This window comes from Pseudomonas sp. NBRC 111123 (assembly GCF_001320205.1).
GTDB lineage: Bacteria > Pseudomonadota > Gammaproteobacteria > Pseudomonadales > Pseudomonadaceae > Aquipseudomonas > Aquipseudomonas putida_J.
Window position 1 is genome coordinate 14,636 of record NZ_BCAZ01000010.1, and the last position, 14,124, is coordinate 28,759.

The 14,124-nt window shown below is 62.7% G+C and carries 15 protein-coding genes; 2 read left to right on the forward strand and 13 right to left on the reverse strand.

Annotated features, from left to right (window positions below):
* Positions 1–9: 9 nt before the first annotated feature.
* The 13 genes from APH27_RS07645 to APH27_RS07700 form a co-directional block, all read right to left on the reverse strand.
* Entirely contained in the window at positions 10–1,812 is a 1,803-nt protein-coding gene (locus APH27_RS07645) for a hypothetical protein (protein WP_060484478.1), read from the reverse strand.
* A 125-nt stretch (positions 1,813–1,937) separates the two neighbouring features.
* Positions 1,938–2,240, reverse strand: coding sequence for a phage tail assembly protein (locus tag APH27_RS07650; protein ID WP_060484479.1), 303 nt, complete (start codon positions 2,238–2,240; stop codon positions 1,938–1,940).
* Positions 2,241–2,250: 10 nt separating this feature from the next.
* Entirely contained in the window at positions 2,251–2,760 is a 510-nt protein-coding gene (locus APH27_RS07655; protein ID WP_027920000.1) for a phage major tail tube protein, read from the reverse strand.
* A 13-nt stretch (positions 2,761–2,773) separates the two neighbouring features.
* The gene (locus APH27_RS07660; RefSeq protein ID WP_060484480.1) at positions 2,774–3,940 is read right to left on the reverse strand and encodes a phage tail sheath family protein; all 1,167 of its coding nucleotides are present in this window, start codon (positions 3,938–3,940) and stop codon (positions 2,774–2,776) included.
* A gap of 86 nt (positions 3,941–4,026) precedes the next feature.
* A complete protein-coding gene (locus APH27_RS26810) occupies positions 4,027–4,434 on the reverse strand; it encodes a phage tail assembly chaperone (protein ID WP_256250565.1) in 408 nt (135 codons plus the stop codon).
* Between the two features lie 16 nt (positions 4,435–4,450).
* Complete coding sequence (locus APH27_RS07665; RefSeq protein WP_082435051.1) at positions 4,451–6,412, reverse strand: phage tail protein; 1,962 nt, start codon at positions 6,410–6,412, stop codon at positions 4,451–4,453.
* Positions 6,405–7,013, reverse strand: a complete 609-nt coding sequence (locus APH27_RS07670) for a phage tail protein I (protein ID WP_060484481.1) — start codon at positions 7,011–7,013, stop codon at positions 6,405–6,407. Before APH27_RS07670 ends, APH27_RS07665 begins: the two co-directional genes overlap by 8 nt.
* A 1-nt stretch (position 7,014) precedes the next feature.
* Positions 7,015–7,896 (reverse strand): baseplate J/gp47 family protein, encoded by an 882-nt coding sequence (locus APH27_RS07675; protein ID WP_060484482.1) that lies wholly within the window; start codon positions 7,894–7,896, stop codon positions 7,015–7,017.
* Entirely contained in the window at positions 7,893–8,219 is a 327-nt protein-coding gene (locus APH27_RS07680) for a GPW/gp25 family protein (RefSeq protein ID WP_027920004.1), read from the reverse strand. The genes APH27_RS07675 and APH27_RS07680 overlap by 4 nt, the downstream gene beginning before the upstream one ends.
* Positions 8,220–8,291: 72 nt before the next feature.
* A complete protein-coding gene (locus APH27_RS07685) occupies positions 8,292–8,852 on the reverse strand; it encodes a phage baseplate assembly protein V (RefSeq protein ID WP_027920005.1) in 561 nt (186 codons plus the stop codon).
* The gene (locus tag APH27_RS07690; RefSeq protein WP_027920006.1) at positions 8,849–9,346 is read right to left on the reverse strand and encodes a hypothetical protein; all 498 of its coding nucleotides are present in this window, start codon (positions 9,344–9,346) and stop codon (positions 8,849–8,851) included. The genes APH27_RS07685 and APH27_RS07690 overlap by 4 nt, the downstream gene beginning before the upstream one ends.
* An 11-nt stretch (positions 9,347–9,357) precedes the next feature.
* On the reverse strand, positions 9,358–9,696 hold the full coding sequence (locus tag APH27_RS07695; protein WP_027920007.1) for a phage holin family protein: 339 nt from the start codon (positions 9,694–9,696) through the stop codon (positions 9,358–9,360).
* A gap of 479 nt (positions 9,697–10,175) precedes the next feature.
* Positions 10,176–10,922: a S24 family peptidase gene (locus APH27_RS07700; protein WP_027920008.1), complete on the reverse strand. Its 747-nt coding sequence runs from the start codon at positions 10,920–10,922 to the stop codon at positions 10,176–10,178.
* 140 nt (positions 10,923–11,062) lie between these two features.
* On the opposite strand from APH27_RS07700, the gene mutS reads away from it, so the two are divergent.
* A complete protein-coding gene (mutS, locus tag APH27_RS07705; RefSeq protein ID WP_027920009.1) occupies positions 11,063–13,636 on the forward strand; it encodes a DNA mismatch repair protein MutS in 2,574 nt (857 codons plus the stop codon).
* Between the two features lie 140 nt (positions 13,637–13,776).
* Positions 13,777–14,100, forward strand: coding sequence for a ferredoxin FdxA (gene fdxA, locus APH27_RS07710; RefSeq protein WP_060484483.1), 324 nt, complete (start codon positions 13,777–13,779; stop codon positions 14,098–14,100).
* Positions 14,101–14,124 lie beyond the last annotated feature (24 nt).

A 14,124-nucleotide genomic window follows, 5' to 3' on the forward strand; every position in this document is an offset into this window, starting at 1 on the left:
GGGTCCTCCTCATGGTTGTGGTTGATCGGCCATCTGCACCGAACGCGCCTGGCGCATCAGGTCGTCGAGCACGCGGCGGGCGATGGCTTCCAGTTGTTGCAGGGTGGTCGGGTCGTCGAAGCTGTTGTTGAAGGTCACCGGCATGTTGGCGGTGAAGGTGAACTGCTGGTTGGTGGGCGCTGGTGGTGTCGCAAGGGTGGGCGCCGATTGCGCAGTAGCGGCCTCCGAGACGCGAACACCACTGCCCGCCGGGGCTTGTGCCCTCGGGGCCTGCCCAACAACCGACGAGGTGATGCCCAAATGACTCGAAGCAGATACAGCAGGCGCACTGGTGGAAGCGCCTTCATTACTAAGCCCCACGCCCAAGGCTTTGCCCAACCAGTTGCCGAGACTTTCTCCCCCCATGCTGCCTATCACGCCACCAATCAGCCCCCCCACCGCAGTACCGATGACCGGCACGACAGAACCGATCGCAGCACCGGCAGCGGCACCCGCCAGGGAGCCTCCCAGCCCCCCTGCCGCGCTGCCGTAACCTTCCATCTTTTGTGCCGGCGTCGCGTTGCTGCTGTAGGTGTCAGCCAGTTGCAGGGAGGCATCCAGGAGCGCACCGACGGGTACTCGCCTCACCAACCCCTTGACCACGCCGAAGCCGCTACTGCCACCCTGCCCGGGCGAAGGCGAGAGAGGAGCAAGCCCAAAGCCCCGCACTGCTCGCTGAGTCCTTGCAGAAGAGGCAGCAAGGCTGGCCTGCTCCAGGGATGGGGCACCGGAATAGGGAGCAGATGGCTGCGGTTGTCGCGTTTCGCGCTCCTCCTCTAGGCCCTCGTCAACTTCCTCTTCCTCCTCTTCTTCTTCTAGCTCCTCCTCTTCGTCCTCATTCGCTTGCCTTTCGTTGGATTGCGGCGCTTTGTCGCGACTCACTGAGCCCTTGGCATTGCCATCGGTGATGCTCGCCGCTGCAGTTGTCGAGCTTTTTGCTCTCGGCCCTGGCTTGTCTTCGTACATGGCCAGGTCATACAGACCGCCGCCAAGCACTCCGCCGACCCATTCGCCAATAAAGCCGCCCGCCATGCTGGCGTATTCCTGCACACGCGAGTTCTTGGAAAGCGTTGCCCCCAATGCGGCACCCAACAGGCTGCCACCCAACTCTCCGGCAGCGGCCCCAACACCCTTGGCCTTGTCTTCAGGTGAATCGCCTTCCAACCAAGCCTTGGCACCAGAGACTACCGCGTTGACAACCCCTGTCTCCCTGCGAATGCTGACTGCCTTGCGCGCTCGTTGCCGTCTCTCTGGGGGTAGGTGACGGTCAACTTCATAGGCAGTACGAGCGCCGACAATCAAGCCTCCACCCAATACCGACGTGAGGACCATGGCACTTTCGGCCGCGCTTCTACGCGTTCGGGATGAAGCCTCAGGTGCAGCATCCGGGGTCTTGGAACCAGAGCCCGATGACTGCCCACGCTTTGCTCCGTCAACGGTCAACGTCTTGAACTTCGCCAACCCTGCGATCACCTGATCCAGCATCAGGTAGTGCTGGCGCAAACGCTCGACCGCCTCAGCCTCGCTCCACAACCGGGTGATCTGGCCTTCGTGTTGCTGCTCCTGGTCCAGCGCCAGCTGGCGTTCGACCTGGCGTACCTTGCCGAGCTCCAACCCCAGGCGGATCACCTCGCCGATGAGCCTGCCAAGCCGGGTGCCATCCGCCTGCCTGCGCAGGCGTTCGACATCCTGGCGCAGCTGCTCGATGGCATGGCCCAAGGGGTTGGTGACGGTGACGCCGAGCCCGAGGGTGAACACCTGTGTGTTCGCCATAGGTTCCTCCTTGTCACGGCGCGAGCCACCAGACCATGTCGCCGTACGACATGGTCATGATTTCGCTCGCGGAAAAGTTCAGCTCCTTGGCCAGCCGCTTTGCTGCGGCCTTCTGCCGGGCCGGGTCAAAGTTCGTCGTCCTGCACCAGGCGAAAATAGCCGCTTTGCAGGCGGCCATAGTCCTTAAGGGCAAGGCCTTCGAGGTCCTTGATGCCAACCTCGGCCAGCGACGCGAACAGGTTAAGTTCGCGCTGCTCGTCATCAGCCGCACCACCGGCCTGGGCATTGCGGATATCGCGCACGGTCGGCGCCCGCAGCGACAGGCTGTCGACCTGCACGCCATTGGCTTCGCTGGGGCGCGACAGGCGCACGGTGACGCGGTCGGCACTGAGGGTCAGCCACTGTGGCTGCTTTTTCGATTGAGCCATGGTCGCCCCCTTACAAGCCGAGCGCAGCGCGCTGGGCGGCCAACTGGTCGACGCCATCGATCACCCGCTTCATGCCCAGTGCGTCGATCTCGTAGATCAGGCGGCCATCGACTTCGAGCTTGTAGTAGGTCAGGCCGACGCTGTGCTTGATCTCGGCCTTGTCGCCGGACTTCCAGTCGCCCATGTCGATTTCCTTCAGGGTGCCACGCAGGGTCACCACCACCGGGTTGATCTTGCCCTTGAGGCCCTTGAAGGCGCCGCGGAAGGTGCCATTGAAGCCGCTGCCATCGGCCAGGCCGAAGAATTTCAGCGCTTCACGGCGCACGCCAGTGGTGGTGAAAGCGGCTTCCTGCTTTTCCATGCCCAGGTCCATCTCGACCGGCATGTCCATGCCGCCGGGGCGGTGTTCTTCCATCTTCAGGGTGAGTTTGGGCAGGGTCAGGCTGGGTACATCGCCCTGGAAGCTGACGCCATCGACGAACAGGTTCAGGTTGGCCAGGGTTTCGGGAATCATTGCCATGTAGATGCGCTCCTTAAGCGGCGGAATCGAGAACTTCGGTCAGCCACTGGTTAGTGACTTCAACGCGGAAATTGGGGTTTTCGGCAGGCGGCACGTCGGTGAAGCGGATGTTCCAGTACACCTTGCCCTGCTCGAGCTGGCTGGCGGTGTTCAGCTCCGGGTCGGCGAAGACCTCGAAGTTGATGATCGCGCCCTGGTTCTTCAGGTCGCGCATGAAGGCCTGCAGGCCTTCGGTGACGTCCTTGACGTAGGTGGCAGTGATGGCGCGGTCGACCGCCCACTTGTGGCCGTAGAGGATCGCGTCCATGACGATGTCCATGGTTCGCACACGGGTGACGAACGCCCATTTCGGGTCGCTGGACAGGGTGCGGTTACCCCACAGGCGGAAGCCGTCATCGCGGATGATGGTGGCGATGTTGGCGTTGTTCAGCAGGTTGGCGCGGCAGCTGTCGTCGCCATCGAGGAACTCCACCGGGCGGACGGTGCCGGTGACGCCGACGAACTCCTTGTTCGACGGCGAGGCCCAGAAGCCGTATTCGCTGTCGGTCCAGGCGAACAGGCCGGCGACCCAGGCTGAGCCCGGCGCATCGACGGTGGCCTCCTCGCCGTTGTCCCAGTACTGCACGCCCGGGTCGACCAGGAAGGCGCGCTTGGCGCCGAAGTGCTTGGCGTAGTCGAGGGCTGCCTCATCAGTGGTGTTGGGGCCGTCGATGATGGCGATGCCGCGCAGCTTGTCGGCCAGGGCTACCAATGCGGTGCCGACCGCCTGGGTGGCGCTGTGGCGTGGTGCGGCCAACAGGCGCGGCTGGGCGTTGAAACGGCTCTTGCCGTCGAGCAGCGCCTGCAGGCCGGTGCGTTTGCCGTCGGCCTGAACGCTGCCGATGATCGCGGCGGTCTGCTCCGCTGCATCGTCCAGCTTGGCCACGCCACAGGCGACAATGACCGCCTTGGCGCGGGTGTAGATGGCCCGGCAGGCCTTGGTGATGGCCGCGTTTTCGCCGAATGCGGCGACCGCTTCGCGTTCGCTGGTGATCAGCACCAGGTCGTTGGCCTTGGCCGTGACGCCAGCGCCTTCGGTGAAGGTGTCGACCAGGCCGATGATCGAGGAAGAAGGCAACGCGATGCTGCGGGCGCCGGTGTCGACGTTGGTTACGGTGACGCCGTGGAAGAATCCACTCATGAATTAATCTCCAGATGTTAAAAAGCCCCGCATTCGGGGCTTTGTGGTACAGCAAAAACGAAAACGCCCCATTAATTCGGGGCGTCTTAAGTTTGTTCAGGGAACCAGGCCGGGGCCGTGGGGCGCTGCGAGATGTCTGGGAAGTCGGTCGACTGGGGCCAATCGCGCAACTTCTGGATATATTCCAGCAATTCCACATAGCGTTCAGGGGTGAGGCTAGTGCGTCTGAATAGTTCTTGTTCGTCGCGATGACGGTCGCGCGCCGCGCAAGGCTTCATCATTGCAGCGTCGCGCCAAGCGCGCTCTGCTGCTGGCCCGCCATCAACTTCTGGATCTTTCAGCGATGGCGGCGAAGTATTCCAGTTGATCCATCTACCCGACGCTTCCCCTGCCAAGAGCTTTTGGTAGAGACCGTCGTCGATTGGTTGAGCGCCTTCCGGCCTGTTATCCTCACGCCAGAAACCCTTCTCATCTTTCACTACATAAATTGCCACTCTGTCCACCTAATTATCAGTACCCTATTGCTCGCCATTTAACAACACGGCTCTGGTCTGGGTAGTTGTCCATAATCGCCTGACCTTCAAAACCCACTTTCGTAGGACGGCCTGCATGTATTTGTTGCTTGCACAACCGGTAGGCAGCGTTTTCATCGTAATCAACGATATCTACTCCAATACTGGTCTGCAGATTCAGGCAAGCATTAGGAAATGCAAGTGGAAATGTCACGTTAACTTGCAGGGCATCTGCGGGCGCCACCATACTCACCGACCCCCACTGCTCCAACATGCCGCTAGGGGAGAACGCGTATCCAACGTTATTTGTAACCTTGGTCCAAGGCACTCTCAAATAGTCCACGCCGCTTCCATGCATGATCCAAACGCCCGAGCCGATGTGTAGTAAATCTACAAAGGTATCGGACGGTATTGTGCGGGCGGCATTGGATGCCGCATACGCACTGCCTTCCTGCAACTTATCGCTGCCTTGTGGTGTGATTTGTAGTCGCCCAGTAGACCAGTTGTGCACCCTGACAACTGCACCCATGGCAGCACCAGTGGTTGCCGAGTTCGGAACGGTATAGGCCATCTGGGCGTCACCCCAGAAATGCACCACCCCGCCAATATGTGCAATAGTGCCGGGGTATGTACCGGCCTGATTTGACGCTGCAAACGTATTGAACTGCACGCCCCTCGATTGGACGAAATCCGTCGTCGCCAATGTCGTGTCGGCGGTAAATCGGGGCCTTGTCGGCGCAGTCGGAAGCCCCGTGAAGTTAGGATTGGCCAAGGCTGCTTTGAGCGCTAAGGCGTTGGTCATTGTCGTGGCAAAGTTCGGATCATTGCCCAGCGCCGCGGCCAGTTCATTGAGCGTATCCAGCGCACCTGGCGCTGAAGCAATCAGCGCCGAGATGGCCGCTTGCACAAAGGCAGTGTTAGCCAGCTGAGTTGAATTGTTGCCCGCCGCTGGTGTAGGCGCCGTCGGTGTTCCGGTCAGCACGGGACTGGCCAGAGGTGCCTTCAACGCCAGCGACTGATCGACCTGGGTCTTGGTGTACACATCGGTGAGACCATATCCCGCTACCGTAGTCGGATTGGTGGCTCCCATTACGCGGCCATAGGCATCCACCGAAACGCTACGATAGGTGCCCGTAGCCACGCCAGTTCGCCCGAAAGCCATTTCGTACGCCAGGGCAGTGACGCCCAGACTGATCGGTGCATCGGTCACCAGTTGCCATGCACTGTCCCCATTGACCGTCCCTCGCTCGACCAGCACCAACATACAGGGCGTAACTTTGGCACTGCTATCCGCATCACCGCAGCGAGTCCATGCGCCGCTCGCCACCACCAGATACAGACCATTGTCCTTGGCCGCTGTCTGGTTCTTCACCAGCACCCGCGCCCCAGCAGCCAGCGCCACGCCATCTATCGTCTGTAAACCGCTCAAGTTGATGTTCGCTGTAGTTGCAGCCAACACAGAATGCTTAAAATCCTGCCGTGCCAGCTCCTCGGTCACCCACTCCCGCGTAGCCAGCACCACCGCCGGATCAATCTTCAACTGCACGTTGCTGGCACTGCTCACCACCAGGTTCATCCGCACCACCTGGGTACGTCCCGAGCCCTGGCTGAGCAGCGGCTTATAAGTAGGCGCACAGTTGGCCACGGCCACCATGTCGCCATCGGCATCGTAAAGCGCGATCTCGCGGATCCACTTGCCGCCGACATCCGCCGGGATGACCTGCTCGGCAATGATGATTGCGCTATTTTTATCGTCCACTTTCAGCTGATTCAACGGCGCGCGTCGCCATTCGTTGATCAGGCTGGTCTGGGTGGCGTTGGGGGTGGGGTCGGTGCCGTTGGCGTCGCCGACACCCATCTGGGTGATTTTCCATGCGATGCCCAAGGCATCCGCGTTGGCTTGTTTCGCCGCGCCGACATTGGTGAGGATGGCGTAGAACTGAGAAGTCTGGTCAACCATGTGCAATATCCAAGGTATCGATTGTATGTTCGCGGCCGCCACGACCTATGGCACCGATGACTTCGATGTCACGGGGTGCCAGCGGGTAGATGTCCAGTTCGTCGCCGTCCTGGATCGCGCAGCCGACATGAAGGGCGCCACGGCTTTCGAGGCTGATGACCAGGCCGGTCAGGTGGCGGCTGACCGGGCGGGCGTCGTCGATCAGCGATGACAGCTCCTGATAGGTGCTTTCGCTGATGCCCGCATCGGAAACGCCGATCTTCAGTGCAAAGGTGCCCGCCTGTGCAGGCGGCGTGGCTTGCCACCACTCCTGCACCTCGATCAGGTAGCCGAACGGCTCCACCACACGCCGGAGCGCACCGAGGGTGCCTTTGTGGGCGTGGACGAAGAACGCCGCGCGGATCACCGAACGCTTGATCTCGTCACTCCAGCTGTCTTCCCAGCGGTCCACCGACCAGGCCCAGGCCAAGTGATAAAGCAACTGCGCGGGGCAGCTGTTGGGGCTGTAGAGCCGGCGCAGGCTGACCTTCAGGTCCTCATCGGCCGCCACTTCGATGGCCCGCTCCAGCGCTGAGCGATTGAGCGGCAACAGGCTCTGCATGTCAGCCACCCCGCTTCAAGGTGAAACCGCTGCACCACGCTGCCTGGGCCTTGCTCGGGCGAATATCCGCCCAACCGCTCAGCTCGACCCGGCTGACACCATCGATATGCAGCTGGGCATCGATGCCCGAACGGGCCACTTCCACGCCAAGCCGCCGTCGCGGGTTGATCCAGGCCTCCAGGCGACGCTGGCACTCGGCGAGGATCGCCTCGTACTCAGGGCCGCTGTCGGCCAGGTACAGCACGGCATCGATGCGATAGGGCAGGATTTCGGCGCTGCGTACATTGACCCGGTCGGCGACCGGGCGTATGTCGTCATCGTTGAGATAAGCCGCCACCTGCGCCAGCAGCTCGGGGCTGGCCTCGCCATTGCCTTCCAGGCCCAGCACGGTGACATCCACCACGGCCGGCGACGGGCTTTCGGCGGTGGCGTCAGCCACCTGCCCCGAAGCGTTGCGGGCATGCAGGATGTAACTGTTGCGCGGGCCCGCGGTGGTCAGGCCTTCGTAGACCAGCTGCACCCGCTCACGCAGGGCATCGTCCGCCTCCAGCAGGGCCTCGACGGGCGGGACGCTGGCCAGGTCCTCGGCCTGGATCACCAGGCGCTGCAGGCTGACATTTGCCGCCAGCTGGTCCAGGTCAGAGCCCTGGGCGTAGGCCAGCAGCAGCGCCTTGGCGGCATCGTTGATGCGCGCCCGGTTGAGCAGCTTGCGGTAGGCACCGACTTCGAGCAGCTTGGTGACCGGGTCGCTCTCCAGATTGGCGCTCCAGGCGTCGCCCAGGTATTCGCGGAAGGTGTCCAGGTCGGCCTGATAGAGGGCTTCGTAGTCGAGGTCCTCCAACAGCTGTGGTGCAGGCAGTTTCGACAGGTCGACCTGGCTCATACGCTCACCTCCACCAACGCGTCGTCGCCCAGGTAGCGACCGCTCAAAGCCAGGCTGACCTGGCCGTCTAGCACCGCGACGACCTTGACCCGCTGCAATTGCAGGCGCGGCTCCCAACGGCCCAGCGCGCGGGCCACTTCGGCTTGCACGGCGCTTTTCCAGCCCTCGTTGACTGGCAGGTCGACGAAGCGCCGCAGCTGGCTGCCGTATTCAGGGCGCATGCGACGGCTGCCCAGCGGCGTGGTGAGGATGTCTTCGATGGACTGGCGCAAATGATCGATGCCGGCCAATGGCTGGCCGGTGCGGCGGTCCATGCCGATCATGGTGCACCGCCCTGTTCATGGGTATGCATGGCATTCTCCTGATATGAAAAAGCCCGCGTGGGCGGGCTTGATTCAGTGTTTGTGATTGGCCGTGTTGCCGGCGGTATCGATAATCCGCCCACCGCCGTTGATATCGCCGCTGACCTGCAGCGCGCCGTCGATGGTGACGTTGCCAGTGAGGTTGATCGCTGCCGCCTCAAGGCTGATCGCAGCGTCGCTGACCTGCACGGTGCTGGCGCCGACCTTGATGGTCGCGCTGCCGCCAGGCAGCTGGATGTCGTAATGGCTGGCCTGCCAGTCATAGCTGAGCGAACCCCCATCGGCGAAACGCCAGACCTCGGCATGCTCACGGTTATCCGCCGCACTGCCAGCATTGCCATACAGGCCGGGGAGGAACGTGCCCTGGGCCGGCTCGCCACTGGGGCTGAGCAGCACGCCCTGCTCGCCCAGGCTGGGTGCTCGCCAGTGCCGGGCCTGGCCGGCAGCCTGGGCATGCCAGCGCAGCCAGGCGCTGGTCCAGCCACTGCCATCGGATACCCGCACCCGAGCGGCTGCAAGGTCCACCGCAACCACCCGGCAGGGAATGACCATGCACGCCAGCATGCGGTCATGCATGGCGCTGACGTAGCTCATGTCAGGTCCTCCGGGGCGATGTAGTGCGCCTCGTTGCCCAAGCCAATATCTGGCGCAAAGCCCAATACCAGGTTGCCGGGAGGCTGGTCCGGCCAGCTCCAGCGTGCCTCGCCAAGCAGCACCGGCTGGTCCCAGCGCACGGTCCAGGCGCTGCCCTCGAATTGCGCCTGCACGTTGCGGCTGGCTTCGACGAAGTCCAGTGCCCAATGCTGCTGACGCAGCAGATCCATCAGTTGTGCGGCAAGCAGGCTGCCCTGCAGACGCGCTTCGGGGTTGGCGCTATCAGCGGTGATATCCGCCTCGAAGGTGGCGATCAGCACCGAGCGGCCATCGCGCGGTGCCGCATCCGCCGTCATTTGCACAATGCCGTGGCGCAGCGCCGGTCGCTCTGGGGCATTTCCTACAGCTGTATAAGCATCGACCGAGGCCAGTTCCGGCATCGCCTCACGAATCGTTGCGGTCACGGCCGCATGCAAAGTGGCCAATTCGCTCATGCATATTCTCCTTATTGCTCGTCGGCCTGCGTGGTGTCGCGCAAGCCCAGGCGCCGTATCGCCCAACGTTCGTAAAGGCGCATGGCGACATCGGCGCCGCCGACGGCGGTCATGCAGCCAAATGCACTGGCCGCCCAGATCGACAGGCCGCCCGCATACAGCAGCATCACGGTCGACACGCCGCAGACCATGCAGGCCCCGGAGCGCAGCGCCAGCCGGCGCAGCAACGACCAACCGGTGGCTCCGGCCTTGTCGGCCCGCCACATTTCGCCGCTCAGGCCGCCCAGCAATGCCAGGACGATTACCAGCCAGAGCGGCATCTCCAGTAACGCTTGTTGCTCGTTCGTCACTGTCCTGTCTCCTGTGTAATGCCTGTTGACGGGGCCAACAGGCGGGTTGTGGGTACGCTGCATATTTCAAAAACCTCGGCATTCCAAAAAGCCCGGCTCGCCAGGCTTTTCAGTAATGCGTTGTCGAACCGCCGGCCACGACTGGTGACGCCGCACGGTTGCACTACAAATTGGTGACTCCGACCGCGGCCGCCTGCCCGCCGGATAACTGATCGTGGTGCTTTACGCTGCACACCCGGGCCAGTTGCCAACCCTCTGGACAGTTGAGGCCTGTCCATCGCTGCCTGTGTAACAACCGGTTTCCGTCCGGCTTGAGACACAGGCTATGCATTCATGCATATGCAGTCAATGCATTTTTTCAAATTTCTATGCACTGATTTTTGCTGATATGCATGCAGGCCATGCATGGCTTGCTTTGTAGGGATTTTCTGCAGGCGAAAAAAAACCCGCCGAGGCGGGTTTCTGGGGAGCGTGAGGCGTCAGCGAGCGTACATGCCCCACCAGAACACATGCCCGAGCAGGCTGATCTGTTCGTCCTGCATCTGCTGGAAGCTGTAGTCCTCATCGGGGTGTTCGTCACGGTTGAAGCTGCGCAGGCGGATACCGGTAGGCAGGCGGTAAACCTGCTTAACCCGCAGCTGGCCGTTATGGTTGATGGCGTAGAGGTCGCCATCGATGATATCGCCGATCGAGCATTTGCCTGTGTTCACACCGACCGTCGCGCCATCGCGCAGCACCGGCAGCATGCTGTTGCCGCGCACGGTCACACACTTGGCCTGGTCGAACTGCACGCCGTTGTGACGCAGGCTGCGCTTGCCGAACCGCAGCCGCGCTCGCTCGCTTTCTTCGATGACGAACCTTCCTGATCCTGCTGCCAATTCGACCTCGCGAAGAAAAGGTACCGACACCTCGTCATCCTCGACGGGGGTTTCATCGTCCCACAAGCTGATATCGCTGAGGTCAGCATGGCCGTGGGCCGGCAACGCCGCTTCGCGCGACTCGCCCAGCTCGGCGCGGCCACGCAGCTGCTCGGTGCTTACACCGAAGTATTCGGCAATCTTCGACACGTGTTTGTCTGAAGGGTCGACGATCTTGCCGCCGAGAATCCGCGACAAGGTGGATTGAGGGACGCCCGTGCGCCGGTACAGCTCCGTCGGGGACAGGCCGTGGCGGTCGAGCAGTTCTCTGAGTACGGTGGCTACATTGCGTTTTTGCATAACATGCATAATGCAGGCATGCGCCGGCAAATGCAATGCGCCTGGCTGCGCGCGCATGCCCCATGGCCCGCGCCTGCATCTGGTTGAAAAAGCCTGTACCATTGCCGGTTTCATAATCGCCAACCAGATCACCCGCTGTAAGGCCCTGAATGTCTGATCTTTCCGCACACACACCAATGATGCAGCAGTACTGGAAGCTGAAAAACCAGCACCCGGACCAGCTGATGTTCTACCGCATGGGCGATTTCTACGAGATCTTCTACGAAGATGCGAAGAAAGCCGCGAAACTGCTGGACATCACCCTGACCGCGCGCGGTCAGTCGGCCGGCCAGTCGATCCCCATGTGCGGCATTCCGTTCCATTCGCTGGAGGGCTACCTGGCCAAGCTGGTCAAGCTTGGCGAATCGGTGGTGATCTGTGAGCAGATCGGCGATCCGGCCACCAGCAAAGGCCCGGTGGAACGCCAGGTGGTGCGCATCATCACCCCCGGCACGGTCAGTGACGAGGCCCTGCTCGACGAGCGCCGCGACAACCTGATTGCCGCCCTGCTCGGTGACGAACGCCTGTTCGGCCTGGCGGTGCTGGACATCACCAGCGGCAACTTCAGCGTGCAGGAGATCAAGGGCTGGGAAAACCTGCTGGCCGAACTCGAGCGCCTGAACCCGGTAGAGCTGCTGATCCCCGACGACTGGCCACGCGACCTGCCCGCCGAGAAGCGCCCAGGGGCCCGTCGCCGCGCGCCGTGGGACTTCGACCGAGATTCGGCGCGCAAGGCCCTGTGCCAGCAATTCGCGACCAAGGACCTGAAAGGCTTTGGCTGCGACAAGCTGACCCTGGCCATCGGCGCTGCCGGCTGCCTGCTGACCTACGCCAAGGAAACCCAGCGCACGGCCCTGCCACACTTGCGCAGCCTGCGCCACGAGCGCCTGGACGACACGGTCATCCTGGATGGCGCCAGCCGCCGCAACCTGGAGCTGGACGTCAACCTGGCCGGTGGGCGCGACAACACCCTGCAATCGGTGATCGACCGCTGCCAGACCGCCATGGCCAGCCGCCTGCTGACCCGCTGGCTGAACCGCCCGCTGCGCGACCTCAAGGTACTGCAGGCGCGCCAGGACTCGATCCGCTGCCTGCTCGACGGCTACCGCTTCGAAAAGCTGCAGCCGCAACTCAAGGAAATCGGCGATATCGAGCGGATCCTCGCCCGTATCGGCCTGCGCAATGCCCGCCCGCGTGACCTGGCGCGCCTGCGCGACGCCCTTGGCGCCCTGCCCGAACTGCAGAACGCCATGAGCGAGCTGGAGGCGCCGCACCTGGCGCGCCTGGCTGCCATCACCGGGACCTACCCGGAACTGGCCAGCCTGCTGGAGCGTGCAATCATCGACAACCCGCCGGCGGTGATTCGCGATGGCGGTGTGCTCAAGGCGGGCTACGACAGCGAACTGGACGAGCTGCTGGCAATCAGCGAAAACGCCGGCCAGTTCCTCATCGACCTTGAAACCCGCGAGAAGGCCCGTACCGGCCTGGCCAACCTCAAGGTCGGCTACAACCGTGTGCACGGCTACTTCATCGAGCTGCCGACCAAGCAGGCCGAGCAGGCGCCGGGCGACTACATCCGCCGCCAGACCCTCAAGGGAGCCGAGCGCTTCATCACACCCGAGCTCAAGGCCTTCGAGGACAAGGCGCTGTCGGCCAAGAGCCGCGCCCTGGCGCGCGAAAAGATGCTCTACGACGCGCTGCTGGAAACCCTCATCAGCCACCTGGCACCGCTGCAGGACAGCGCTGCCGCCCTGGCCGAAATCGACGTGCTGAGCAACCTTGCCGAGCGTGCGCTGAACCTCGACCTGAACTGCCCGCGCTTCACTGACGAGCCGTGCCTGCGTATCGAGCAGGGCCGTCACCCGGTGGTCGAACAGGTGCTGACCACGCCGTTCGTGGCCAACGACCTGGGCCTGGACAACAGCACGCGCATGCTGATCATCACCGGCCCGAACATGGGCGGTAAGTCCACCTACATGCGCCAGACGGCCCTGATCGTGCTGATGGCGCACATCGGCAGCTTCGTCCCGGCAGCCAGCTGCGAGCTGTCGCTGGTCGACCGCATCTTCACCCGTATCGGCTCCAGCGATGACCTGGCCGGCGGGCGTTCGACGTTCATGGTCGAGATGAGCGAAACCGCCAATATCCTGCATAACGCGACCGACCGTAGCCTGGTGCTGATGGACGAAGTCGGCCGTGGTACCAGCACCTTCGACGGCCTGTCGCTGGCCTGGGCCGCCGCCGAGCGCCTGGCCCAGCTGCGTGCATATACCTTGTTCGCCACCCACTACTTCGAGCTGACCGTACTGCCGGAGAGTGAACCGCTGGTTGCCAACGTGCACCTGAACGCCACCGAGCACAACGAGCGTATCGTCTTCCTGCACCACGTGCTGCCTGGCCCAGCCAGCCAAAGCTATGGCCTGGCAGTGGCGCAGCTGGCGGGCGTGCCAGCGCCAGTGATCCTGCGCGCTCGCGAGCACCTGGGCCGGCTGGAAACCACCAGCCTGCCCCATGAAGCACCGGTGACGAAAAAGGCCAAGGACGAGCCGCAAGTCCCGCACCAGAGCGACCTGTTCGCCAGCCTGCCACACCCGGCCATCGAGAAGCTGGGCAAACTGGACCTGGATGACATGACCCCGCGTCAAGCTATCGAAATGCTATATCAACTAAAGAACCTGTTATAACGGCGCCCACTACAAGCTGGTAGAATCCGCCGCGGTTTGCTGGTGCTGCAGGTTATTAGCCTGGCCTGCAGCCACATGCCCGTAAACCGCGCGGCCCTGAGAGGAAGGGCCGCCGCCGTCGCCTGAGGAGAGAACTAGAAATGACCTTCGTCGTCACCGACAACTGCATCAAATGCAAATACACCGACTGCGTGGAAGTCTGTCCGGTGGACTGCTTCTACGAAGGCCCGAACTTCCTGGTGATTCACCCGGACGAGTGCATCGACTGTGCACTGTGCGAGCCTGAGTGCCCGGCCCAGGCGATCTTCTCGGAAGACGAGATCCCCGCTGGCATGGAAAACTTCATCGAGCTCAACGCCGAGCTGGCAGAAATCTGGCCGAACATCACCGAGCGTAAGGACGCCCTGCCCGACGCTGAAGAGTGGGATGGCAAGACCGGCAAGATCGCCCACCTGGAGCGCTAAGCGCCCGGATACGAAAAAGGCCCG

Excerpts from the sequence above, each read along its gene's own strand:
- APH27_RS07645 (WP_060484478.1), bottom strand. The coding sequence starts at position 1,812 with ATGGCGAACACACAGGTGTTCACCCTCGGGCTCGGCGTCACCGTCACC.
- APH27_RS07650 (WP_060484479.1), bottom strand. The coding sequence starts at position 2,240 with ATGGCTCAATCGAAAAAGCAGCCACAGTGGCTGACCCTCAGTGCCGAC.
- APH27_RS07655 (WP_027920000.1), bottom strand. The coding sequence starts at position 2,760 with ATGGCAATGATTCCCGAAACCCTGGCCAACCTGAACCTGTTCGTCGAT.
- APH27_RS07660 (WP_060484480.1), bottom strand. The coding sequence starts at position 3,940 with ATGAGTGGATTCTTCCACGGCGTCACCGTAACCAACGTCGACACCGGC.
- APH27_RS07665 (WP_082435051.1), bottom strand. The coding sequence starts at position 6,412 with ATGGTTGACCAGACTTCTCAGTTCTACGCCATCCTCACCAATGTCGGC.
- APH27_RS07670 (WP_060484481.1), bottom strand. The coding sequence starts at position 7,013 with ATGCAGAGCCTGTTGCCGCTCAATCGCTCAGCGCTGGAGCGGGCCATC.
- APH27_RS07675 (WP_060484482.1), bottom strand. The coding sequence starts at position 7,896 with ATGAGCCAGGTCGACCTGTCGAAACTGCCTGCACCACAGCTGTTGGAG.
- APH27_RS07680 (WP_027920004.1), bottom strand. The coding sequence starts at position 8,219 with ATGATCGGCATGGACCGCCGCACCGGCCAGCCATTGGCCGGCATCGAT.
- APH27_RS07685 (WP_027920005.1), bottom strand. The coding sequence starts at position 8,852 with ATGAGCTACGTCAGCGCCATGCATGACCGCATGCTGGCGTGCATGGTC.
- APH27_RS07690 (WP_027920006.1), bottom strand. The coding sequence starts at position 9,346 with ATGAGCGAATTGGCCACTTTGCATGCGGCCGTGACCGCAACGATTCGT.
- APH27_RS07700 (WP_027920008.1), bottom strand. The coding sequence starts at position 10,922 with ATGCATGTTATGCAAAAACGCAATGTAGCCACCGTACTCAGAGAACTG.
- mutS (WP_027920009.1), top strand. The coding sequence starts at position 11,063 with ATGTCTGATCTTTCCGCACACACACCAATGATGCAGCAGTACTGGAAG.
- fdxA (WP_060484483.1), top strand. The coding sequence starts at position 13,777 with ATGACCTTCGTCGTCACCGACAACTGCATCAAATGCAAATACACCGAC.